General features: G+C 69.1%; 23 protein-coding genes. 8 read left to right on the top strand and 15 right to left on the bottom strand.

The window, feature by feature from the left end:
• Window positions 1–32 precede the first annotated feature (32 nt).
• The 13 genes from lpqB to cofD all read right to left on the bottom strand — a co-directional run bounded on the left by lpqB (window position 33) and on the right by cofD (window position 13,833).
• Window positions 33–1,841, bottom strand: coding sequence for an MtrAB system accessory lipoprotein LpqB (lpqB, locus tag AB0H50_RS17615; RefSeq protein ID WP_357453159.1), 1,809 nt, complete (start codon window positions 1,839–1,841; stop codon window positions 33–35).
• Window positions 1,838–3,754, bottom strand: coding sequence for an MtrAB system histidine kinase MtrB (mtrB, locus tag AB0H50_RS17610; protein ID WP_357453484.1), 1,917 nt, complete (start codon window positions 3,752–3,754; stop codon window positions 1,838–1,840). The genes lpqB and mtrB overlap by 4 nt, the downstream gene beginning before the upstream one ends.
• An 86-nt stretch (window positions 3,755–3,840) precedes the next feature.
• Window positions 3,841–4,527 carry an MtrAB system response regulator MtrA gene (gene mtrA, locus AB0H50_RS17605; protein WP_174553503.1) on the bottom strand — a complete coding sequence of 229 codons (687 nt, stop codon included), beginning with the start codon at window positions 4,525–4,527 and terminating at the stop codon, window positions 3,841–3,843.
• Between the two features lie 69 nt (window positions 4,528–4,596).
• Complete coding sequence (locus AB0H50_RS17600) at window positions 4,597–5,244, bottom strand: dTMP kinase (RefSeq protein ID WP_357453156.1); 648 nt, start codon at window positions 5,242–5,244, stop codon at window positions 4,597–4,599.
• A 218-nt stretch (window positions 5,245–5,462) separates the two neighbouring features.
• A complete protein-coding gene (gene ahcY / locus AB0H50_RS17595) occupies window positions 5,463–6,947 on the bottom strand; it encodes an adenosylhomocysteinase (RefSeq protein WP_357453153.1) in 1,485 nt (494 codons plus the stop codon).
• Window positions 6,948–7,040: 93 nt separating this feature from the next.
• Window positions 7,041–8,198, bottom strand: coding sequence for an alkane 1-monooxygenase (locus tag AB0H50_RS17590; RefSeq protein ID WP_357453150.1), 1,158 nt, complete (start codon window positions 8,196–8,198; stop codon window positions 7,041–7,043).
• 264 nt (window positions 8,199–8,462) lie between these two features.
• Window positions 8,463–9,083 carry a TetR family transcriptional regulator gene (locus AB0H50_RS17585; RefSeq protein ID WP_357453147.1) on the bottom strand — a complete coding sequence of 207 codons (621 nt, stop codon included), beginning with the start codon at window positions 9,081–9,083 and terminating at the stop codon, window positions 8,463–8,465.
• Window positions 9,084–9,123: 40 nt separating this feature from the next.
• On the bottom strand, window positions 9,124–9,306 hold the full coding sequence (locus AB0H50_RS17580; protein ID WP_068061951.1) for a rubredoxin: 183 nt from the start codon (window positions 9,304–9,306) through the stop codon (window positions 9,124–9,126).
• Complete coding sequence (locus AB0H50_RS17575) at window positions 9,303–9,476, bottom strand: rubredoxin (RefSeq protein WP_357453144.1); 174 nt, start codon at window positions 9,474–9,476, stop codon at window positions 9,303–9,305. The genes AB0H50_RS17580 and AB0H50_RS17575 overlap by 4 nt, the downstream gene beginning before the upstream one ends.
• 73 nt (window positions 9,477–9,549) lie before the next feature.
• Window positions 9,550–10,785, bottom strand: a complete 1,236-nt coding sequence (locus AB0H50_RS17570) for an alkane 1-monooxygenase (RefSeq protein ID WP_357453141.1) — start codon at window positions 10,783–10,785, stop codon at window positions 9,550–9,552.
• Window positions 10,786–11,000: 215 nt separating this feature from the next.
• Entirely contained in the window at window positions 11,001–11,519 is a 519-nt protein-coding gene (locus AB0H50_RS17565) for an NUDIX domain-containing protein (RefSeq protein ID WP_357453138.1), read from the bottom strand.
• Complete coding sequence (locus AB0H50_RS17560) at window positions 11,516–12,859, bottom strand: coenzyme F420-0:L-glutamate ligase (protein WP_357453135.1); 1,344 nt, start codon at window positions 12,857–12,859, stop codon at window positions 11,516–11,518. The genes AB0H50_RS17565 and AB0H50_RS17560 overlap by 4 nt, the downstream gene beginning before the upstream one ends.
• Entirely contained in the window at window positions 12,856–13,833 is a 978-nt protein-coding gene (cofD, locus tag AB0H50_RS17555; protein ID WP_357453481.1) for a 2-phospho-L-lactate transferase, read from the bottom strand. The genes AB0H50_RS17560 and cofD overlap by 4 nt, the downstream gene beginning before the upstream one ends.
• A gap of 510 nt (window positions 13,834–14,343) precedes the next feature.
• Here cofD and AB0H50_RS17550 point away from each other — a divergent pair.
• The 7 genes from AB0H50_RS17550 to AB0H50_RS17520 all read left to right on the top strand — a co-directional run bounded on the left by AB0H50_RS17550 (window position 14,344) and on the right by AB0H50_RS17520 (window position 21,032).
• Entirely contained in the window at window positions 14,344–14,577 is a 234-nt protein-coding gene (locus tag AB0H50_RS17550; RefSeq protein WP_029901515.1) for a WhiB family transcriptional regulator, read from the top strand.
• A gap of 64 nt (window positions 14,578–14,641) precedes the next feature.
• Entirely contained in the window at window positions 14,642–15,127 is a 486-nt protein-coding gene (locus tag AB0H50_RS17545; protein ID WP_357401579.1) for a metallopeptidase family protein, read from the top strand.
• Window positions 15,128–15,279: 152 nt separating this feature from the next.
• Entirely contained in the window at window positions 15,280–15,666 is a 387-nt protein-coding gene (locus AB0H50_RS17540; RefSeq protein WP_218024159.1) for a DUF3499 domain-containing protein, read from the top strand.
• 372 nt (window positions 15,667–16,038) lie between these two features.
• Window positions 16,039–17,415, top strand: a complete 1,377-nt coding sequence (locus AB0H50_RS17535) for a phosphomannomutase/phosphoglucomutase (protein ID WP_357453130.1) — start codon at window positions 16,039–16,041, stop codon at window positions 17,413–17,415.
• Between the two features lie 169 nt (window positions 17,416–17,584).
• A complete protein-coding gene (locus AB0H50_RS17530) occupies window positions 17,585–18,805 on the top strand; it encodes a tobH protein (protein WP_357453128.1) in 1,221 nt (406 codons plus the stop codon).
• Window positions 18,805–20,025 carry a mannose-6-phosphate isomerase, class I gene (manA, locus tag AB0H50_RS17525; RefSeq protein ID WP_357453126.1) on the top strand — a complete coding sequence of 407 codons (1,221 nt, stop codon included), beginning with the start codon at window positions 18,805–18,807 and terminating at the stop codon, window positions 20,023–20,025. Before AB0H50_RS17530 ends, manA begins: the two co-directional genes overlap by 1 nt.
• Window positions 20,026–20,108: 83 nt before the next feature.
• Entirely contained in the window at window positions 20,109–21,032 is a 924-nt protein-coding gene (locus tag AB0H50_RS17520; protein WP_357453123.1) for a cation diffusion facilitator family transporter, read from the top strand.
• Window positions 21,033–21,039: 7 nt separating this feature from the next.
• Here the strand turns inward: AB0H50_RS17520 and AB0H50_RS17515 are convergent, their stop codons facing one another.
• Entirely contained in the window at window positions 21,040–22,509 is a 1,470-nt protein-coding gene (locus AB0H50_RS17515; protein ID WP_357453121.1) for an NAD(P)/FAD-dependent oxidoreductase, read from the bottom strand.
• Window positions 22,510–22,518: 9 nt separating this feature from the next.
• Entirely contained in the window at window positions 22,519–23,112 is a 594-nt protein-coding gene (locus tag AB0H50_RS17510; protein WP_357453118.1) for a TetR/AcrR family transcriptional regulator, read from the bottom strand.
• Window positions 23,113–23,212: 100 nt separating this feature from the next.
• Here AB0H50_RS17510 and AB0H50_RS17505 point away from each other — a divergent pair, with 100 nt between their 5' ends.
• A complete protein-coding gene (locus AB0H50_RS17505) occupies window positions 23,213–23,629 on the top strand; it encodes a DUF4267 domain-containing protein (protein WP_357453115.1) in 417 nt (138 codons plus the stop codon).
• Window positions 23,630–23,670 lie beyond the last annotated feature (41 nt).

Here is a 23,670-nt window from a genome sequence, read left to right as displayed (position 1 = left end):
GTGCACCGGGCCACCGACATTCGACGCTCGGATCAGCCGGGCAGCACCGGCGCGGTGTCGGAGCCGAGGCCGGGAATCTCGGTCCAGTAGCGGAGTTCGCTGGTCGGTTTGCTGGTCAGCTCGAGCACTCCCCGCGAGTCGGCCACGTACTGCGTGGTCGGGGAGGCGGACACCACGCGCACGGGGGCCGTGAGGTTCTGCGAGGTCAGCGGAAACTGATCGGAACCGTCGATGGCCACGGTGAGCACCGGGTCGACGTTGCCCTCGCGCGCCACGATGATCGCGTCGCCGCCGAGCCAGTCCAGCGACAGCGCGCGGGTGCTCAGGTCGACCGCCAGCGGCAACGGCGAGGTGAGCGCGTATTTGCCGTCCGGCCGCCGCTCCACCACCGCCACGTACACCTTGCCGTCGGCGATGAGGGCGGCACGCACGCCGGTGCGGGAGACGCGCAGTTCGGTGATCGGACCGCGGAAGGCGGGACCGGACCACGACTCGTGCAACGCCGAGGTGTCCACGTCCTGCACCGAGACGTTGCCGGTGCCGCGATCGTTGACCGCCCGGATCACCCGGTCGCCGTCGACCACGGCCCATGCCGCGCTGCCGTCGGCCGTCCAGGAGGGCCTGCTGATCGTTTCGCCCTCGGCGACCGGGAAAGCGTTGCCGCCGTAGGTGCCGACCATCAGGGTGCGCGGCGGCTCGGGCGCGGGCCGTCCGTTGGCGGCGACTGCGGCGACCAGCTGCCCATCGGGTGAGAGCCCCACCGACTGCAGGTTGTTCACCGACCCGAAGTAGCCGGGCGCGTTAGACACGCCGTTGTCGCTCACCTGGGCCAGCGCACCGCCGCGCAGGGCGTGCAGTCCGATCCGGTTCTGGGCGTACAGCGCGGGGCTGAGCTGTTCCACGTCGGCGACCGACCAGCCGTTCGCGGCGAATCGGTCGTCCAGCGGTTTGCCGTCGGCGAGCAGCATGTACGGGCCGAGGACGTCGGCGCCTGCGAAGGTCAGCACCACCTGCGCGGCGAGCAGCTCGCGGTCGCGCGGGTTGAGACCGGAGGCGCCGGAGAAGTCGATGCGCACGCCGCCGAGCCCGACGCCGACCTCCTCGGGATCGCCATTGGCCTTGGTGATCGGGCCGCGCAGCGAGACCGGCTGCGCCAGCTGGTTGCGCACCACCGAGGCGAGCTCGGGCTGGGCGCCCTCGGTGAGCAGGGTGAGCAAACGCTGGGCGAGCTGGTTCTTGGACACCGAGATCCACCGCATATCCGGCACTACCGAGGAGCCGCCCGGCTCGGCGAAGTAGAGCACGTGGCGACGGTAGGACTTGGTGAACGCCGACCGGTCCATGACGACGCCGTCCGGTAGCTCCTCGATGCGCCACTCGCCGTCGACCCGGCTCATCTCGATCTTGTTCTCGACGATCCCCTCGACCGCGCGGTAACCGCCGTCCGGCGCGAGCTCGCCGACCTTCTGCGCCCGGATCACATAGGTGGCCTTGTCGCCGATACGGGATTCGCGCAGGGTGTCCGGCTTCTCGACGATCGTCGTGCTCGCACCGTCCTCCCACTGCGCCGAGGCCGACGGCGTCATGAACTGGCGGGCGGCCAGGTGCCGGTTCGCGGGGTCAGCCGTTGCCTGCAGGAAGTCCCGCAGCAGCAGATCGGGATCACGGCCCTGAATGGGCGGCGGTGGACCTTCGGTGGTGGGCTCCTGATTGAGCGTGCCCAGCGCCTGCGGGGCCGACGATTCCGGCAGGCTCGCGCATCCGCTGATCGCCAGCAGTGCCGTGACCAGCACCGCGCCCATCGCGGCGAGTCGGGAGGATCTGGCAGCCCGCATGCTCATGACTGTACGTCTCCGCGCTCGGTGAGCACCCTCCCGGACCCGTCCGCACCGGCCGCGTCCGACCCCTTCTCGGCCTCGCTGACGCCATTGCGCGCCACGGTGGGCTCTCCGGTACCGTCCGTCGCCGCGGCGCGCTCAGCGGAGCCGTCGGCGGCTTCCGCGTTCTCGACCACACCGTTCGCGGTCCCGATGGCCGTGGCGCCCGGCGACGCCGTCCCGTTAAATGCCGCACCGACCGATTCGCCGAGCGCGCTCGGATCGCCGTGCGGGAACGGCACCGTCGGCGACTCGTCGGGCTCGGGCGGACGCTGCGGGGTCCTGCGCAACGCGGGTTCCAGCGGCAGCGGGCTCGGGCCCAGCTTGCGGCCGCGCACCAGAGGCAGGGTCAGGCGGAAGCTGGCGCCGACGCCGACCTCGCCCCACGCGTCCAGCCTGCCCTCGTGCAGATTGGCGTCCTCGACGCTGATCGAAAGGCCGAGACCGGTGCCGCCGGAACGCCGCATGCGCGACGGGTCCGAACGCCAGAACCGGTTGAAGACCAGCTTCTCCTCGCCGGGCCGCAGGCCGACGCCCTGGTCGCGCACCACGACGGCGACGGCATTGGCCTCGGCGTCGCCGCGCATGCGGATCAGCACCGGCTTGCCCTCGCTGTGGTCGATGGCGTTCGCGAGCAGGTTGCGCAGCACGCGCTCGACGCGGCGCGGGTCGACCTCGGCGACCAGCGGGTCCTCCGGCAGGTCGATGACGACCTCGACGCCGGACTCCTTGGCCAGGTGCCGCACGGTCGAGATGGCGGCTCGCGCGCACATCCGCACGTCCAGCGACTCGACCTGGAGTTCGGCGACGCCCGCGTCGTGGCGGCTGATCTCCAGCAGGTCGTTGAGCAGACCCTCGAACCGGTCCAGCTCGGTGACCAGCAGCTCGGCGCTGCGCGCCAGCGCGGGATCCAGGTCTTCGCTGCTGCCGTGGATCAGGTCGGCGGCCATGCGCACGGTGGTGAGCGGCGTGCGCAGCTCGTGGCTCACGTCCGAGGTGAAGCGCCGCTGCAGATTGCCGAACTCCTCGAGCTGGGTGATCTGGTTGGACAGGCTCTCGGCCATCTCGTTGAACGCCTGCGCCAGCCGCGCCATGTCGTCCTCGCCGCGCACCAGCATGCGCTCCTTGAGGCGACCGTCGGCGAAGCGGCTCGCGATCCGCGCCGCGGAGCGGATCGGCAGCACCACCTGCCTGGTGACCAGCGCGGTGATCGCCGCGAGCAGGACCAGCAGCACCAGGCCGCCGATCATCATGGTGCCGCGCATCAGCGCCAGGCTGCGCTCCTCGTTGGCCAACGGGAAAATCAGGTACATCTCCAGGGTCGGCACCTCGGCGCTCGGGCTGCCGATGACCAGCGCGCGGCCCTGGTAGCCGTCCGGGTCCTCGACCGTGGCGAACTGGTAGCTGACCTGGTTGCGCTGCACGAACCGGCGCAGTTCCTCCGGCACCTCCGCGATCGGGCCGGTCGCGATCTGCTGCTGCGGCATGCCGCCGACGACGGTCAGCGCGGAATCGAAACTGCCTGCGGCGCCGGTGGATTGGCCGGTGCCGCCGCGGTTGGACAGGGCGTTGCGCGCGTCGATGAGACGCTGCTCCTGGGTGCCCATGTCCTGCACGCCCGCCAGCTGGCTCTCCACCGTGTTGCGGGCGCGATCCATCTCCTCGACCGCGGCGTTGATCTTCGCGTCGAGCAGCCGGTCGGTGATCTGACTGGTCAGCACAACGCCGAGGATCGTGATCACGATCAGCGAGAGCGTCAGCGTGGAGACGATGACGCGCAGCTGCAGCGACCGTCGCCAGATATGACCGAGAGCGGTGCCTGCCTCCTTGAACCAGGCAATCACCGGGGCGAGCGTGCGCTCCAGACGTGCCAACATCGCGCGCAATGCGCCCGCGCGGTCACCCGCGGCAGGCGCATCGTCTTGCGGGCGCTGAGCGTCCGGAGGCGCGGCATCGCCTTCGGTCACGGCGGTCCGGCCTTGTAGCCGACGCCTCGGACGGTGAGCACGATCTCGGGATTCTCCGGATCCTTCTCGACCTTGGCGCGCAGCCGCTGCACGTGCACGTTCACCAGGCGGGTGTCGGCCGCGTGGCGGTAGCCCCATACCTGTTCGAGCAACACCTCTCGAGTGAACACCTGGCGCGGCTTGCGGGCCAGCGCCACCAGCAGATCGAACTCGAGCGGGGTCAGCGAGATCTGCTGACCGCCCCTGCTCACCTTGTGCGCGGGCACGTCGATGACGATGTCCGCGATCGACAGCAGCTCCGCGGGTTCTTCCTCGGTGCGGCGCAGGCGGGCGCGCACCCGGGCGACCAACTCCTTCGGCTTGAACGGCTTGACGATGTAATCGTCGGCACCGGACTCCAGACCGAGCACGACGTCGACCGTGTCGGTCTTCGCCGTGAGCATGACGATCGGGACTCCGGAATCGGCCCGCAGCACACGGCACACATCGATGCCGTTCATGCCGGGCAGCATCAGGTCCAGCAACACCAGATCGGGGCGGATCTCGCGAACCGCCGCCAGTGCCTGCGTACCGTCGCCGACCACATGCGGGTCGAACCCTTCCCCGCGCAGGACGATCGTGAGCATCTCAGCGAGTGCCATATCGTCGTCGACGACCAGAATCTTCGGCTTCATAATTACTATGTTGTCATCTCCCAGGCCAGGATCGGGCCGCCACGCCAACACTGGTGCGAACCCGCCGCACATCCAACCCTATCCGGCAACAATTTCGGCGATGCGCGCGGCCAGCGATGCCGGATCGTCACCGGATCGGAACGTCCACCACCGGCCGTGCCAGTTCCGTTCGGCCAGCTCACGGTACACCTCGAGGGTGCGGCGCTGAAGCTCGCCGTCGCGTTCGTATGCGTCGAGCGCCCGTGACTCGTCGAGTTCGCCGCGCAGGCGCGCACGTTCGGCGGCGACCTCGGTGGAGACGTCCAGCAACACCTGCACGTCCGGCTTCGGCAGACCGAACCGGCCGAACTCCAAATCGGCTGTCCAGCGGGCGATCTCACCCTCCGCGGACTGGTGCAGGCGGGCCGCGTTGTAGGCGGCGTTGGAGGCGACGTATCGGTCGAGGATGAGGATGTCGTTGTCCGCCAAGAGCTTCGCCAGCTCCGCGCGCGCCTCGGCGCGATCCAGCGCGAAGAGCAAGGCCATCGCGTACACCGAGTCGGCGAGGTCACCGTGCGCGCCGCGCAGCGCCTCCGCGGCGAGATCGGCGTGCACCGATCGCCCGTAGCGCGGGAACGCCAACGTGGCCGTCCGCAGCCCGCGCTCGGCGAGCGCGGCGATCACGGCGTCGGTCAGCGTGCGCTTCCCGGCGCCGTCCAGACCTTCCACCGCGATCAGGGCACCCATGGCAGGTCACAGTACCGATCGCGGGCTTGGCCGCGTCCACCGCCACCGGTGGTGCGCACACGGGGTACGCGAGCGCCGGGGACGGCTGGCTCGCCCGCCGGTTCTGCCGCCGATCGCCGGACCGCACCGTGCGCGTCGGCGTGCTTGCGCGACAAGGGCTTACGACGAGCGGCCCGGCAACCGCGCGGGTTGCCGGGCCACTCTGGCCGAGCGAAGGCTCAGTACCGGTAGTGGTCCGGCTTGTAGGGGCCTTCGACGTCGACGCCGATGTACTCGGCCTGGTCCTTGGTGAGCTTGGTCAGCGTGCCGCCGAGCGCCTCGACGTGGATGCGGGCGACCTTCTCGTCCAGGTGCTTGGGCAGGCGGTAGACCTCGTTGTCGTACTCCTCCGGCTTGGTCCACAGCTCGATCTGCGCGATCACCTGGTTGGAGAAGCTGTTCGACATCACGAACGACGGATGTCCGGTCGCATTGCCCAGATTCAGCAGACGCCCCTCCGAGAGCACCAGGATCGACTTGCCGCTCTCACCGAAGGTCCACTGATCGACCTGCGGCTTGATGTTCAACCTCGTTGCGCCCGAACGCTCCAGCGCCGCCATGTCGATCTCGTTGTCGAAATGACCGATGTTGCCGAGGATCGCCTGGTCCTTCATCGCCTTCATGTGCTCGAGGGTGATGATGTCCTTGTTGCCGGTCGAGGTGATCACGATGTCGGCGTTGCCGATCGCCTGCTCGACGGTCACCACGTCGTAGCCGTCCATCAGCGCCTGCAACGCGTTGATCGGATCGATCTCGGTGACCTGCACCCGAGCGCCCTGCCCGGCAAGCGATTCCGCGCAACCCTTGCCCACATCACCGTAGCCGCAGATCAACACCTTCTTGCCGCCGATGAGCACATCGGTGCCGCGGTTGATGCCGTCGATGAGCGAGTGCCTGGTGCCGTACTTGTTGTCGAACTTCGACTTGGTCACCGAGTCGTTGACGTTGATCGCCGGGAACACCAGCTCGCCCGCGGCGGCGAACTGGTACAGGCGAAGCACGCCGGTGGTGGTCTCCTCGGTGACGCCCTTGACGCTCTCGGCGATCGCGCTCCACTTGCCCTTGTCGGTCTCGAAGCGCTCGCGCAGCAGGTTCAGGAAGACCGTGTACTCCGCGGAGTGGTCCTCGTCGGCGGGCGGCACGACGCCGGCCTTCTCGAACTGCGCGCCGCGCAGCACCAGCATGGTGGCGTCGCCACCGTCGTCGAGGATCATGTTGGCCGGCTCGCCCGGCCAGGTCAGCATCTGCTCGGCCGCCCACCAGTACTCCTCCAGGGTCTCGCCCTTCCAGGCGAAGACCGGGGTGCCCTTGGGCTCGTCGATCGTGCCGTGCGGGCCGACGACGACCGCGGCCGCGGCGTGGTCCTGGGTGGAGAAGATGTTGCAGGAGGCCCAGCGCACCTGCGCGCCGAGCGCGGTGAGGGTCTCGATCAGCACGGCGGTCTGCACCGTCATGTGCAGCGAGCCGGAGATGCGCGCGCCCTTCAGCGGCTGCACGTCGTGGTATTCGCGGCGCAGCGCCATCAGACCCGGCATCTCGTGCTCGGCGAGGCGGATCTCCTTGCGGCCGAACTCGGCCAGCGACAGGTCCGCCACCTTGTAGTCGACGCCGTTGCGGACATCGGGGGTAAGGGACGTGCGTGCGGGAAGTTCTGAGGTCGTCATCTGCCTCTCCATGGTCGGCTGTACCGGTGCCAGGCTAGTCGCTGAGCGCAGGGAAACGCACCGCGCGCCCGTCCCGGCCTCGCGGCGCCCGCCTCAGGCGGTCGCCCGGTAGATCGCGAGGATCCGCGTGCGCTTGCGCGGCTGGATGTTCGCGCGGGTGATGTCGCCGTCGTAGTGGGCGAGCACCCGGTGGTCCATGATCGAGCGCCACAGTGGCGGGATGGCCGCGAAGACGATCATGCTCGCGTAGCCGGCGGGCAGCTGCGGCGCGTGCTCCGAGCTGCGCAGGGTCTGGTACCGCCGTCCCGGATTGGCGTGATGGTCGCTGTGCCGCTGCAGGTGGAACAGGAAGATGTTGGTGACGAGCCGGTCGCTGTTCCAGCTGTCGCGCGGCGAGCAGCGGGCCCAGCTGCCGTTCGGCCTGCGTTCGCGCAGCAGACCGTAGTGCTCGACGTAGTTGACCGTCTCCAGCAGGGCCGCGCCGATCACGGCCTGCAACAGCAGCCAAGGCAGCACCGCGATGCCGAAGGCGGCGATCAGCGTGCCGAACAGCGCCAGCGTCATCGCCCACGCCTGCAGCACGTGGTTGTGCACGGTCCACCAGGGCAGGCCTTTGCGCGCCAGCCGTTCCTTTTCCAGCGCCAGCGCGGAACGGAAACCGCCCGCGACACTGCGCGGCAGGAATTCCCACAGCGACTCCCCTAGTCGCGCGCTCGCCGGGTCGTCCGGTGTCGCGACGCGCACGTGGTGGCCGCGGTTGTGTTCGACGAAGAAGTGCCCGTACCCGGACTGTGCGAGCGCGATCTTGGCCAGCCAGCGCTCCATGTGCTCGACGCGGTGGCCGAGCTCGTGCGCGGCGTTGATGCCGATGCCGCTGACGAAGCCGAGGGTGGCGGCCAGGCCGAGCTTGTCGAGCAGGCCGAGTTCGTCGCCCGCCCACATGTGGGCGGCGATGATCAAGCCGATCAGCTGGATAGGCAGGAACAGGTAGGTGCACCACCGGTAGTAGCGATCGTTGGACAGCAGTTCGTAGTCCTCGTCGCGCGGATTGCTGCCGTCGTCGCCGACCGCCCAATCCAGTACCGGGATGATCACCAGCACGATGATCGGTCCGATCCACCAGAACACCGCGGCGCCCGTATGCAATACGAGTTGCGAGGGCAGCAACGCGGAGGCCGGCGCGATCAGGCCGAGAACCCACAGATGGCGTTTGGGATCGGCGGATCCCGACGGTTTGCCAACCGATTGCACGTTTGCCCCGCTAAATAAAAATCCTGACTCCGATGAATGAGAATACTTACAGAGATGACGCTCGTTACACCGATGTTCGTGGACCAAACGTGTCGACCGTTACAAGCGTGGCGGTCGGTTTTTCAGCGTCTTCTCATGTGATACCAGTCACGGCATACATTCCGCAAATCGGGGATACGCCCCTAAGGATCCCCTAACCAGGACGGCCGAAGCCCCCATCCCCCTGGGCGCGATCCCCTATCCGAGCGAATCCGAGGCAGCCGTTCAGCCCAATTCACGGGCGGCCAAGATCGCCTCGGCATAGGGACCGAGGAGTTGGGCGAGATCGGCGGGCGCGTCGCGACCCGGCGCGGGTGGTGTCGGAATGTAGCTGAGCGCGATGCGGACCAACGCGGCCGCCAGCACCACCGACTCCTCCTCCGTCGCGTCCACCCAGCTGTGCTGGAACACCGAGGCGAGCCGCTCGGTGGCGTGTTCGACGAGCGGCGCGGCGTCCAGGGTGATCAGGCGCAACAGATCCAGCTTCACCTCGCCCGCGAGCAGCGACTGCACCAGCGGATCGGCGGCCGCGTCGAGGAAGAAGCCGGACAGCGCTTCCCGGAAGGCGGCGCGGACGTCACCCTCGTTGCCCGCGATGGCGCTGCGGACGTGGTCGACCAGGTCGTCCGCCAGGCGCAGCGCGTACGCCTGCGCCAAGCCCGCGCGCGAACCGAACTCGTTGTAGAGCGTCTGCCTGCTCACCCCGGCCCTGCCGGCGACGTCGCCGAGCGTGATCTTGGACCAGTCCCGCTCGGTCAGCAGTTCGCGCATGGCGTCGAGGACGGAGGTGCGCAGGAGTTCCCGCGCCGCCTCCTGATACGGAACCCTCGGTCCATTGCGCGGCATACCCGCGAGGTTGTCACGGGCGTCCGCCGCAGTCAAAATCTCACGACCGCTCGATCTCGACCATGAAGAAGTCGGCCTTGGCCGCGCCGCAGTCCGGGCAGGTCCAGTTGTCCGGGATGTCGTCCCATCGGGTGCCGGGCGCGATGCCGTCCTCCGGCCACCCCTTGGCCTCGTCGTATTCGAAGCCACACTGGATGCACTGGTACAGCTTGTATTCGGTCACCTGGTCACCTCTAACGGTTCGAAGTCGATCTTTTCGCGCACGCCGCAGTCCGGGCAACACCAGTCGTCGGGCACGTCGGTCCACGCGGTGCCGGCCGGAAAGCCTTCGTGCGGAGCGCCTTTGGTCTCATCGAAGATGTAATCACAGACCGGACAGCGATACGCGCTCATGCCTGCGCCTCGCTGACGCTCGGCTCCGGCATGCGCGAAGCGCGCTGGCACACGATTCGCTCACTGCGTTCGCTCATGCCCGCGCCTCCGCCCCATACCGCGCGAGCACCCGGTCCCGCTTGCCCGGGTGGATGTTGGCGCGCGTGATGTCGCCGCCGTAGTGCGCGAGCACCCGCTTGTCCATCACCTTGCGCCACAGCGGAGGGAAGTAGGCGAGCAGGATCATGCTCGCGTAACCGCTCGGCAGGTTCGGCGCGCCGTCCCAGCTGCGCAGCGTCTGGTAGCGGCGGGTCGGATAGGCGTGATGATCGCTGTGCCGCTGCAGGTGGTACAGGAAGATGTTGGTGACGATGTGGTCGCTGTTCCAGCTGTGCACCGGGGCGGGCCGCTCGTAGCGACCGGTGGCGGTGCGCTGCCTGACCAGACCGTAGTGCTCGAGGTAGTTGACCGCCTCCAGCAGGCTGAAGCCGATCAATGCCTGCAGTGCCAGATACGGCAGCACGCCGGGACCGAACACCGCGACCAGCGCCGCGTACAACACCACCGACATCAGCCAGGCCGAGAGCACCTCGTTGCGCAGCGACCATGGCTTCTTGCCGAGCCTCCCCAGCCGCACCTTCTCCAGCCGCCACGAGGACTTCAGGCCGCCCAACACGGTGCGCGGCCAGAAGCCCCAGAACGTCTCGCCCACACGGGAACTCGCGGGATCCTCCGGCGTGGCGACGCGGACGTGATGGCCGCGGTTGTGCTCGATGTAGAAGTGACCGTAGAACGACTGGGCCAGCGCGATGCGGGAGAGCCAGCGCTCCAGATCGACCTTCTTGTGGCCGAGTTCGTGCGCGGTGTTGATCCCGATGCCGCCGATGATGCCGACCGTGATGGCCAGGCCGATCTTGTCGACGACGCCCAGCCCGCCGTCGATGCCGAGCCAGCTCACGTCGTCGGCGCTGATCAGGTAGCAGGCCATGATCAGCGAGGCGTACTGGAACGGCAGGTACAGGTAGGTCAGGTAGCGGTAGTACCTGTCGTTCTCCAGGTACTCCATCACGTCGTCGGGCGGGTTCTCACCGTCCGGTCCGAAGAAGATGTCGGCCAGCGGGATCACCAGGTAGACCAGGATCGGGCCGAGCCAGAACGGCACCTGCGCGAGGCGATGCCAGCCGAGTTCGTTGAACGCCCAGATCAGCGGGAGCCCGATCGTGAACAAGCCGGTCGGCGCGAACAGCCCCCAGAGCCAGAGATAACGCTTGCGATCCCGCCAGGCCGGAGCCTCGACCGGGCGCTGCGGCGCGTGGGCATCAGTGGACATCGATGTCTCCCATCAGCGCGGCGCACACCGGGGTGTGACGCACAGTACTTCTGATGTGGACAGTAGAACGATAACTGTCTCGTGTCTATACAAAACAGATGATTTGTAAAGATGTTACGTCATAACAAAAAGACGCCCGGTCGGAACGAAGCGCCGACCGGGCGTCTTGTTGTCATGAGCCGCCTTTCGTGAAAGGCGTCAGTCGTGAAGTGCCTTCAGTACAGCAGGACCTCGGCATCCTCCGGCAGCGCGTCCACCGGCCACCATCGCAGGTCGGTCGACTCCACGCTGCGCACCGGAACCGCGCCCACGGGCGCGGTGATGCGGAACAACAGATCCAGATGCCGGGTCGGCACGCCGAGCGAACAGGTGATCGGATGCGCCTGCGCGCCGTAGAGGCCCGGCTCGATCCGCAGCCCCGGAATGCCCGACTCCTCGGTCGCCTCACGCAGCGCGGCATCGGCGACCGTCTCGTCGCCCTCCTCGCAGTGTCCGCCGAGCTGAATCCAGCGCCCCACCTTCGGATGCAGGGTCAGCAGCACCTCGCCCGCGTCGTGCGAGAACACCACCGCCGAGGCGGTGATGTGTCCCGCGGCGTGCTCGCGCAGACAGCCGCGCGGCGCCGAACCGAGGAACGCGAGCATGGCCTCGCGCAGCGACCGATCGTGATCGGCCGCGGGAGTCCAGGTCCGGAGCAGCTCGGTGGCCGACGCGTGCAGCGACTCGGCGGTCACAGTTCGACCAGCCCGGCCCCTGGACCCGCCACCGGACGCGGGCTCGGCTCCTCCAGCGGATGACCGATGGCGATGGCGCCCAACGGATTCCAGTCCGCCTCCAGGCCGAGCACGTCTCTGGCTATCTCCGGGGCGAAGATGGTCGAGCCGATCCAGCAGCTGCCGATCCCGTCGGTGGCCAGCGCGACGAGCAGGCCCTGCACCGCCGCGCCCACCGCCACGGTGAACATGGTCCGCTCGGCGGCGCGACGGCGCTCGTCCGGATAGTCGTGCGCGCCGTCGGGCACGCAGAACGGGATGATCACCTCGGGGGCGTCGAAGAGGATCCGGCCGCGCGCCACCCGTCGCTCCACCCGCTCGTGGTCGAGCCCGTCGGCGGCGAGGTCGGCGCGCCACTTGTCGGCCATCGCCTCGAGCAGCTGGTCCCGCAGGCCCCGCTTGCGCACCCAGACGAACCGGACCGGCCGAGTGTGGTGCGGCGCGGGCGCGGTCAGCGCGACGGCGACGGCCGCGCGGATGCGCTCCGGATCGACCGGGGTGTCGGCGAATCGGCGCACCGATCGCCGCAGCAGCACGGCCTCGCGCCGCCCGCGCTCGATGGCTTCCGCGGTGCCGAGCCAGAACAGGTCGTCGGCGCCGCGGCGCAGCAGATCCGTTGCGCCCGAACCGTCGTCGACGACCGGCAGCCCGCGCACCACCGCGACCGGGACACCGCCCAGCTTGCCCTTCACCAGATCCGCCGCGGCGGCCAGCTCGTCGGCGACGGCCACCTGGGTGACGTGCAGTTCGTTGCCCTGCCCGTCCACCGAACCCGCGTAGTCGTGCAGTACCCGCAGCCCGGCCGCGCCGATCGCGGCGTCGGTCTGGCCGTTGCGCCATGCCCTGCCCATGGTGTCGGTGATGACGACGGCGACGGTCACGCCGAGCCGCTCGGCCAGCGCGGACCGCAGCGCCTTGGCGCTGCCGTCGGGATCGGCGGGCAACAGCACCAGCTCGCCCTGCTCGACATTCGAGCCGTCCACGCCGGAGGCGGCCTGGACGATGCCGAGCTTGTTCTCGGTGATCAGCGTGCGGCCCTTGCGGGCCAGCACCCGCACGGCCTCCTGGTCGACCAGCGCACGGCGCACGGTGTCGCGCTCCTCGGGATCCGATGGCGCGGCGACGATCCGGCCCTCGGCTTTGGCGACGATCTTGCTCGTCACCACGAGGATGTCGCCGTCGGCCAGCCAAGGCGCGCGGGCGGCGATCTGCTCGGCGAGGTCGTCGCCGGGACGGAATTCCGGCAGGCCGGTGACGGGCAGGATGCTCAGCTCGCCCGCGGCGTGGTCGATCGAGGTCACGGCTTCACCCCCGCGAGATCCAGTGCCTCGCGCACGATTTCGGCGGTCGTCGGCGGGTCGGTCATGAGCAGCGGCACGCTGCGCACCTCGACGCCGGGCACGTCGGCGGTGTCGGTGGTGTGGATGAGCCAGCCGTCCAGGATGCCGGTGGCCGAGCGCGCACCGTAGTAGCGGCCGACCGCCTCGGCGGTGGTCTCGACGCCGATCACCGAGAGGCACTCGTCGGCCATGCCGCGCAACGGTTTTCCGTCGATGACGCCGGACACGCCGATCACCTTCGCCTCGGTCGTGCGCAACGCGCCGCGAATGCCGGGCACCGCGAGGATGGCGCCGATGCTCACCACGGGGTTGGACGGGGCCAGCAGCACCGCGTCGGCGGACGTTATGATATCGGTCACATTTGGGGCCGGTTTGGCTTCATCCGCACCGATTGTGGCGAATCCATGGGTGTCGATGTTCGCGCGGTATCGAACCCACCACTCTTGGAAATGGATCGCGCGGCGTTCGCCAGGGTTCTCAGCATCACTGACAACCACATGCGTTTCACACCGATCGTCGGTTGCCGGGATGAGTTTCACACCCGGTTGCCACCGGTTGCAGAGCGCTTCGGTGACCGCGGAGAGCGGATACCCGGCACGCAACATTTCGGTGCGAATCAAGTGCGTCGCGATATCGCGATCACCCAAGCCGAACCAGTCCGGCTGCGCGTGATATTTCGCGAGCTCTTCCTTGGCGTGCCAGGTCTCGCCGACCCGGCCCCAGCCGCGATCGGTGTCGATCCCTCCACCGAGGGTGTACATGCAGGTATCGAGGTCGGGGCAGATGCGGAGGCCGTGCATCCAGACGTCGTCGCCGACGTTCACGATCGCGGAAACGTCGGCTTCCGGCAGCAGTTCCCGCACGCCCTGCAGGAAGCGCGCGCCGCCGACTCCACCGACCAGGACGGCGATCTTGGGTCCCTTCGCGGGCGCGATGTCCGCTTGTTGTCCAGTCACATCCGCACAGCCTATGCGCTGCCGAACAGAGCGGTGCCGGGGCTGTATTTGCTGATCATTTGCTACGCCATACACCAAGATCAGCACGGAAAACCGTCGCGGATAGTAACGGAATAGCGACGACGGCTTGACCATCGACGCGTCCGGCGTGTCTAATCACAGTCGTGTCATTCCGGGTTCGCGCGAGAGTGCAAGGCGCGGACAGCTTTTCGAACAGATGTTCGAGCCGGGGTGACGGGCTCGGGGATGTCCGCGGGACAACGTCGCGGGGTACGGCCGTCGGTGTGCGTGTTGGTCCGACGGAAAGAATCATTCTGCGCTAACACACAGTGAGGAGGCGGAGCGATGGCCAACGATATGGTCTCGCAACCCGATTCCACAGCAGGCGCAGCACGTGGCGTCTGCGCAGACATCGGCCGGAGCGAGCAAGACGGCGGTGACGCGGTGTCGACACCCCGGCTCAGCCTGGTTGTGACGGGCTTCGACGAGATGTTCGAATCCATCGAAGAGCAGTGGCAGGAGCGCGCCCTGTGCGCGCAGACCGATCCGGAGGCGTTCTTCCCCGAGAAGGGCGGCTCGACCCGCGAGGCGAAACGTATCTGCATGGGCTGCGAGGTGCGCGACGAGTGCCTGGAGTACGCGCTCGCGCACGATGAGCGCTTCGGCATCTGGGGCGGTCTCTCCGAGCGGGAGCGCCGGCGCCTCAAGCGCGGCATCGGCTGACACGTAGGTGTGTCGCACCGACCTCGATGCACGAGGTCGGTGCGAGTTCACCTAGATTTTGAGTATGTCCCGTTCACGCCATCGACGCCCGCCCACTGCCAGGTCGGTGATCCGACGCGGCCGCGGGGTGCGCGGGCCGATGCTGCCGCCGACGGTGCCCGCGTGGCGCACCAGGGGCCAGCAGTTCGACCGGCTCGTGCTCGAGGCGTTCGCCCCGCTCGACAGCCGCTGGCACGATCGGCTCACCAAACTCGACATCGCCGTCGACGATGTACCGAAAATCCGTCCGCTGCACCCCGATTCGGTCACCTGGCCGGACGAGGTGGTGGCCGACGGACCGGTCCCGCTCTCCCGGCTGATCCCCGCGGGCGTGGACCGGCACGGGCAGGCGACCCGCGCGCGGGTCGTCCTGTTCCGCAAACCGCTCGAGCTCCGCGCGAGCGATCCCGACGATCTCGTGGATCTGCTCCGCGAGGTGCTCGTGCAGCAGATCGCCACCTATCTCGGCGTCGACCCCGATGTCATCGATCCGGAGGCGGAGGAGGAGTAAGGGCGATCCGCCCGACCAGTCGCGGCCGGACGAAGTCCGCCCGAAGACCGCGCATGGCCGGAGCGAAGGCGGCGGAGATACGCGCGTGTGAGCCGTGACTCTTAGCGCGTGTCTATCCACATCCGGAGGCCAGGGGGGTTACTCTCATCGGCGTGATCCCCATGCGTCGTTGCTGCCGACCCGGCTGCAAAAATCCGGCCGTCGCGACGCTCACGTATGTCTACTCCGACTCCACCGCGGTGGTCGGTCCGCTCGCGACGGTGGCCGAGCCCCACTCGTGGGACCTATGTGAAACCCATGCGTCCCGGATCACCGCGCCGAAGGGGTGGGAGCTGGTCCGCCACGAAGGCGGCTTCTCCACCACACCGGACGACGACGATCTCACCGCACTGGCCGAAGCCGTTCGCGAGGCCGGTCTGCGGCGGCGTCCCCCCGAACCCGAGCAGCGCGGCTACCGCGACTACGCGCCCGCGCCGCAGCGCACCCCACGCACCGGCAGACGCGGGCATCTGCGCGTGCTGCCAGATCCGCCGAACTGAACCAGCCTCGGGCGGCGAGCCGATCATCACGCCTGGCCGGTCCGAGTTCCACCTGGAGCGTGCCGCGCTCGGCGTCAGCATGGCGGGCTGCGTTGCACTCGCTCCGAACCGCCGCAAGCGCGCGCCGGAGCCGAGCTTCGGGCTCATTCGGATCGGTCACCGCCGGCCTTCACGCTCACCCACTGCCGGACGCGTCCTCGATCGGGCGGCCATCCCGCCGCGCGGGCACGACGAAACCGTTTGTCCGGGGCGAGGATCCGACCGTGGCCGGCCGTGGCGTCCACCGCGCTGTACCGGGCCCACGCGCGGAAATCGGGCCCGAGGGTAGGGAGCGGTCCCGCGGTCGCGCCGGGGCCCACTAGGGTAGGGGCCATGACAGTCGCCCGCTCTGCCGAATTCGTGAACGCGGTGATCAAGGCCTACGACGTTCGCGGTGTGGTCGGTGAACAGATCGACGCGCAATTCGTCAGGGACGTGGGCGCTTCCTTCGCGCGGCTGATGCGCGACGAGGGCGCGAGCCGCGTGGCCATCGGCCACGACATGCGCGAGTCCTCCCCCGAGCTGGCCGCCGCCTTCGCCGACGGTGTGCAGGCGCAGGGCCTCGACGTGACGCACATCGGCCTGGCCTCCACCGACCAGCTGTACTTCGCCTCCGGCCACCTCGGCTGCCCCGGCGCCATGTTCACCGCGAGCCACAACCCCGCCCGCTACAACGGCATCAAGCTGTGCCGCGCCAACGCGCTGCCGGTCGGCCAGGACACCGGTCTCGGCGCCATCAAGGACGAACTCGTCACCGGCGTGCCGGAATTCGACGGACCGCGCGGCAGCGCCACCGAGGTGGACCTGCTCGCCGATTACGCGAAGTTCCTGCGCGGGCTGGTCGACCTGGAGAACATCCGCCCGCTCACCATCGCGGTGGACGCGGGCAACGGCATGGGCGGGCACACCGTGCCCGAGGTGCTGGGCACGCTGCCGGGAGTGACTGTCGTCCCGCTCTACTTCGAGCTGGACGGCTCGTTCCCCAACCACGAGGCCAACCCGCTCGATCCGAAGAACCTGGTCGACCTCCAGCAGCTGGTCCGCACCTCCGGCGCCGACATCGGTCTCGCCTTCGACGGCGACGCCGACCGCTGCTTCGTGGTGGACGAGAACGGCGAGCCGGTCTCCCCCTCGGCCATCACCGCGCTGGTCGCCGAGCGCGAACTCGCCAAGGAGCCGGGCGCGACCATCATCCACAACCTGATCACCTCGCGTGCGGTGCCCGAGCTGGTGCACGAGCTCGGCGGCACCCCGGTACGCACCAGGGTCGGCCACTCGTTCATCAAGCAGCAGATGGCCGCCACCGGGGCGGTGTTCGGCGGCGAGCACTCCGCGCACTACTACTTCCGCGACTTCTGGGGCGCCGACTCCGGCATGCTCGCGGCGCTGCACGTGCTGGCCGCGCTCGGCGAGAAGGACCGGCCGATCTCCGAGCTGATGTCGTCGTACGAGACGTATGCCGCCTCGGGCGAGATCAATTCGACGGTGGCCGACGCCAAGGATCGGATGCTGGCGGTGGTCGAGGCGTTCGAGGATCGCGCCAAGTCGGTGGACCGGCTCGACGGGGTGACCGTTCAGCTCGCCGACAACGCCTGGTTCAACCTGCGCGCCTCGAACACCGAGCCGTTGCTGCGGCTGAACGTCGAGGCCCGATCGCCGGAGGAAGTAGACGCACTCGTAACCGAGATTCTGAGCATCGTCCGGTCCTGACTGGGATAGTGGAGATACGACGGAATGGAATCACACGCTCAGGATTCGACCGGAAAAGCAGACGATTCTGCTCGACGCGAGATCCCGAGCATCGTCCACTCCCGACTGGAATAGTGGAAGCTCAGTGGACGATCCGGACGCAGCGCGATGAGGGGAGGTGGGACGCCCGATGATCGCTGGAACACCGGTGCTCGACCTCGATGATGCCGCTTCGCTCGAGGCGGCGGACAGCGGCGGCGCCCTGCGCTCCGCCGCCTCGGGTGGCGCTCAGGTGCGCGCCACCGCGGCGGCCATCGCCGAACACGCGCTGGCCCGGCTCGCCGATCTCCGCCCACGCAGCGTGGTGCTGGTCTCCGGGTCCGGCCGCGCCGCCCGCGCCGCGAGTCTGCTCGTCGCCGCCCTCGGCGACCGCGCAGGCCTGCCCGTGGTGCCAGCGGCCGCGCTGCCGCCCTGGGTGGGGCCGCTGGACGTGGTACTGGTCGCAGGCGACGACGCGGGCGATCCCCGCCTGATCGACGCGGTGGACCGCGCGCTGCGCCGCGGCGCCGAGGTGGTCGTCGCCGCACCGCACGAGGGACCGCTGCGGGCGGCGGCCGCGGGCCGTGCCGCGTTGCTCGAGCCACGGGTTCCGGTACTCGACCACAACCGCCTGCTGCGTTTCCTCGCGGCCGGGATCGCCGTGCTGCGCATCGTCGACCCCGCGCGCACCGGCACGGCCGTGCCCGACCTGACCGAACTGGCCGACGTACTCGACGCCGAGGCGCTACGCGACGGGCCGCACAACGAGGTCTTCCACAACCCCGCCAAGACGCTGGCCGCGCGCATGCAGCAGCGCGGCATCGTGCTGGCAGGCGACTCCCCCGCCGCCGCGGAGCTCGCCGAGCACGGCGCCGAGGTGCTGCTCCAGTCCGCGGGCCGGGTGGCCACCGCGGCCGATCTCGCCGAAGCGGTGGCCGCCAATCCGCGCATGGTCGAGGCGGCGGGCGAATCCGCGCCCGGCTTCGATCCGCTGTTCCACGACGAGGAACTCGACGGACCCGCGCCGGTGGAGCGGATCCGGGTGTTCGTGCTGAGCGCCGATCCCGACCAGGCCGCCGCGCGGCGCCGGGTCGCGGTGTTCGGCGGTGGCGGCGGTTCCGGTCTCGTCGACGCGGATCTGGTGAACGCCGATGTCGACCTGCTGCAGAACAGCCTGACCGATCCAGCCGCCCCGGCACGGAACGAGACGCCCGCCGCGTCCGGGCGCGGCACCGAACTCGAACAGCTCGCTGTCCTCGCGTTGCGCCTGGAGATGGCCGCGGCCTACCTGCGGCTGCTCGGCTCGCGCGGCGCGTCCGCCGAGTCTTCCGGCAGCTTCGCAGGCGAACAGTACGACGGGGGACGCTACTAGTGCACGAACTCGTTGGTGCACTGCGTTCCTACGCATGGGGTTCGCGCACCGCGCTCGCTAGGCTGTGCGGCAGGCCGGTCCCCTCGGCACACCCGGAGGCCGAACTCTGGTTCGGCGCGCATCCCGCCGATCCCGCGCACGTGAAGACGGCCATCGGCACCACATCGCTGCTCGAGTTCGTCGCCGCGAACCCGCATCGCGAACTGGGCTCCGCCGCGCCGGAATTCGGCGGCAAGCTGCCGTTCCTGCTGAAGATCCTGGCGGCCGAGGAGCCCCTGTCGTTGCAGGCGCACCCGTCGGCGACGCAGGCGCGCGCCGGATTCGAGCGGGAGAACCGTGCGCGGGTGCCGCTGGATTCGCCGATGCGCAACTATCGCGACGAGAACCACAAGCCGGAACTGGTGGTCGCGCTGGATCGCTTCGAGGCGCTGGCCGGGTTCCGCGAGCCGCACCGCACCGTCGAACTGTTCCGCGCGCTGGCGGTGCCCCAGCTCGAGTCGTACACGGAGATGCTTGCCTCCCAACCGGATTCGGCGGGTCTGCGGACGCTGTTCACCACCTGGATCACGCTGCCACAGCCGGTGCTCGCCACACTGCTGCCCGCGGTGCTCGACGGCTGCGTGCGCTACCTGTCCGGAAAGGGCAAGCGCGCCTTCACCCGCGAGGCGCGCACGGCGCTCGAACTCGCGGAGGCATACCCCGGCGATGCCGGTGTGCTCGCCGCGCTGCTGCTGAACCGGGTCACGCTGGAGCCGGGCCAGGGGTTGTTCCTCGACGCGGGAAACCTGCACGCCTATCTGCGCGGGCTCGGCGTGGAGATCATGGCCAACTCCGACAACGTGCTGCGTGGCGGGCTCACCCCCAAGCACGTCGACGTGCCGGAGTTGTTGCGTGTACTGGATTTCGAGCCGATCGATCTTCCCATCGTGCTGCCGGAACCGGCGGGCGACGGCTCGGTGCGGTATCGCACGCCGGCGCCCGAATTCGCGCTGCGCCGCTTCGATCTCACCGAAGGCTCCGGACAGGTGCCGCTCACCTCGGCGGGGCCCGGCATCGTGCTGTGCACGGCGGGCACCGTGCGGCTGCTGCAGCACGGCACCGAGCTGCTCGTCGGGCGCGGCGCCGCGGCCTGGATCTCGGCAGCCGACAGCGATATTCGCGCCCAAGCGGTGGACGGACCGGCCCAGGTTTTCTGCGCCTGCCTCGGCGCGGGCAACTGAGCGACGCGGCAGGCGCTCGGCCGAAGATCGGCGAACACGCTAAGTTAGCCGTGATCGGCGAAACGAGAGAGGACCTTCAGGACATGTCTGCTGGCGGTGGCAAGAAGGCGATTCTGGCCGCGTTGACGGCGAACGCGGGGATCGCGGTGGCGAAGTTCGTCGGCGCGGCGATCACGGGTTCGGCTTCGATGCTGGCCGAGGCGGTGCACTCGGTGGCCGACACCTCCAATCAGGGCCTGCTGCTGTTCGGCCAGCGCCGCGCCGAACAGGAAGCCGACGAACTGCATCCGTTCGGATACGGGCGGAACCGCTACTTCTACTCGTTCATCGTGGCACTCGTGCTGTTCACGCTCGGCTCGATCTACGCCATCTACGAGGGCATCCACAAGGTCCAGCATCCCGAGGAGCTCAGCTCGCCGATCGTCGCGATCGTCATCCTGTTGATCGCCATCGGCCTGGAGACCTTCAGCTTCATCACCGCCATCCGCGAATCCCGCCCGCTCAAGGGCGGAGCCAGCTGGTGGCGGTTCATCCGCAACTCGCGCAGTCCGGAGCTGCCCGTTGTGCTGTTGGAGGACACCGGCGCGCTGGTCGGTCTGATCCTGGCCTTCCTCGGCGTCGGCCTGACCATGGTCACCGACGACCCGATCTGGGACGGCATCGGCACGCTGTGCATCGGCGCGCTGCTGGGTGTCATCGCGATCATCCTCATCATCGAGATGCAGAGCCTGCTGATCGGTGAGGGCGCGACCGCCGAAGAGGACAGGGCGATCCGGGAGAGCCTGGTCGACGGCGAGCGCATCGATCGCGTCATCCACCTCAAGACCCAGTACCTGGGTCCGGAGGAGATTCTGGTGGCGGCCAAGGTGGCGATCACGCCGGGTCTGGACATCGCGACCATCGCTGCGGCCATCGACGCCGCCGAGGCGCGGGTGCGCAGGGCCGTACCCGCCGCGCACATCATCTACGTGGAGCCCGATCTGTATCGCACGCAACCCGTGTCGTAATTCGAGCTCAGCGGTGCTGGGGCTGGCGCTCGCGTAGCAGGTCGAGAGGGTCGGTGCGGATGTCGAATTCGTGGCGCAGCACGTGGCGGGCGGCGTGCATGCCGTTCATACCGTGCACGCCAGGGCCGGGTGGGGTGGCCGAGGAACACAGGTAGACACCGGATAGCGGGGTGGCGTAGGGGTTCCAGCGTGGTGCGGGGCGAAACGCGGTCTGGCGCAAGGTCATCGCGCCCGCCGAGATGTCGCCGCCGACGTAGTTGGCGTTGTGCGCCGGCATTTCCGCGGCGGTGATCACGTTCGTGGCGAGGATCAGATCGCGGAAGCCGGGCGCGAAACGCTCCACCTGGGCGATGACCGCGTCGCTGATGTCGCGATCGGAACCGTTCGGCACGTGGGCGTAGGTGTAGAAGGTCTGCGCGTCACCGGGCGCGCGGCCGGGATCGACGACGCCCGGCTGGATGGCGAGCACATACGGACGCTCGGCGTGGCGGCCCGCGGCGACCGCGCCCTCGGCGGCCATCGCCTCGGCGCGGCTGCCGATCAGATGCAGGGTGCCCGCGCGCTCGCACCCCTCGGCCCGCCACGGCACCGGACCGGAGAGCGCGAAGTCGACCTTGCACGCCGCGCCGCCGTAGCGGAATCGCAGGAGCCGCTCGACATATCGCGTTGGCAGCCTGCCCGCGGCCAGGCGAAGCAGGCCCGCGGGCGCCACGTCCAGCAGGACGGCGCGCGCACCGGCGAACTCGTCCAGCGAGTCCACCCGGTGGCCGACGTGCAGCCGGCCGCCGAGTTCTTCGAGTTCGGCGATGAGCGCGTCGGGGATGGCCTGGCTACCTCCGCGCGGAATCACCCAGCCGCCCGCGTGGCCGAGCGTGGCGAGCAGCAGGCCCGCGCCCACCGCGGGCAGGGCGCGGGGCGAGGTGATCGCGTGGGTCGCCGCGCCGGTCAGCAGCGCCGGCGCGATGTCCTCGTGAAACCGCGCGTTCCACAGCGGCGAGCCCTGTTCGGCGAGCCGCAGGCCGAAGCGCACCGCGGTGGGCAGATCCTGAGGCAGACGGCGCAAGTCGGCCATGGTCAGGTCGACCACGCTCCGCCAATTCCGTACCAGCGGTTCGAACAGCCGCCGCCAGGCATCGCCGTCGCGGCCAAGATCGGCGACGGTGCGGTCGAGATCCAGCCAAGCCAGCCCGGCCCGGCCGCCGTCCAGCGGATGCGCGTAGGACACCTCGGGGACGAGTAGGTCGACCCCGCGCGCGCTCAGATCGAAGGCGCGAAAGAAGGGCGACGCCAACGCCATCGGGTGCGCGCCGGAGCACACGTCGTGGTGGAACCCGGGCAACGTCAGCTCCGCGGTACGCGCGCCGCCGCCAGCGGTGGTCTCGGCCTCGTACACCTCGACGGACAGTCCTGCCGACGCGAGAATTACCGCCGCGGCCAAGCCGTTGGGTCCCGAGCCGACCACCACAACATCAGCCATGGCCCCACGCTACCCGCGCTCGACAGCCCCTACTCCGGCCAGCCATTCGTCGATCAGGATCCGCAAGCGCGCTTCCCACAACTGCGGCAACAGCCTGCCGCCGCGCGCGAGAGTGGCCATGCCGTGGATCGAACTCCAGGCCACTTCGGTGCGCGCACCGAGATCGGGTTCGTCGACGAACGGGCGGAACAGGCGTTCCAGCTCGCCCCAGCCGTCGCGCAGCGCCTGCGGCGCCTCCGGTCCGAAGGTCAGGTCGGTCTTCATCAGGAACATCGCGTCGTAGAGCGCGGGGTTGGCGTCCGCGAAGTCGAGGTAGGCCCTTGCCACCGATTCCAGCGCCGCCGCCGGGGTCTCGGCGGTGGCATGCGCGGCGCGCAACGCGGTGGCGAGTTCGGCGAAGCCCTGTTCGGCGACCGCCGTGACGATGGCGGTCTTGCCTGCGAAGTGGCTGTAGAGCACGGGCTGGCTGTATTCGATTCGGTCGGCGAGCCTGCGCACCGTGACCGATTCCCAGCCTTGGGACTCGGCGAGCTCGCGGGCGGTGTCGATGATGCGCCGATGGCGTTCGGCCCGTTCGCGTTCCTTGCGAGTCTGGGTGCTCATGAGCAAATTCTAGCACCGCTAGACAATCTATCGAAGCTCGTTTACCGTTGCCTCAGATCTAGCGCCGCTAGGATTCATAGCATCACCGAGGAGCAAACCCGTGACCATCTCCCGCATCGCCACCGTCCTGTCCCTGATCGGCGCGGCATTCATCCTGTACGTCGGCCTCAGCTACCTGATCGCGCCCGCGTCCGTCGCCCCCGGCTTCGGCCTGCCCGCTTGGCCGGACGGCGAGGCCGCCGCCTTCATGAACCTCAAGGGCGTGCGCGACACCGCGTCCGGGCTGGTCATCCTGGCCCTGCTCGCCGCCGAGCAGCGGTACGCGCTCGGCATCGCCACGTTGGTGATCGCTCTTATCCCGTTCGGCGACATGCTCACCGTGCTGCGCTGGGACGGCTCGGCGGGCGCGGCCTTCGGCATCCACGGACTCACCGCCGCGCTCGTTGCGCTCACCGGCGCGCTGCTGATCCGCGAACGTTCGGTCGCGAAGGACGACCGCATCGCCGCCGCGGTGTGATCCGCGACATAGGCCACGTCTGCGCGATGAGTTCCGCGACC

It is taken from the genome of Nocardia sp. NPDC050793, from assembly GCF_040654065.1.
Classification (GTDB): domain Bacteria; phylum Actinomycetota; class Actinomycetes; order Mycobacteriales; family Mycobacteriaceae; genus Nocardia.
This window is presented reverse-complemented; position numbering and strand designations above follow the sequence as displayed.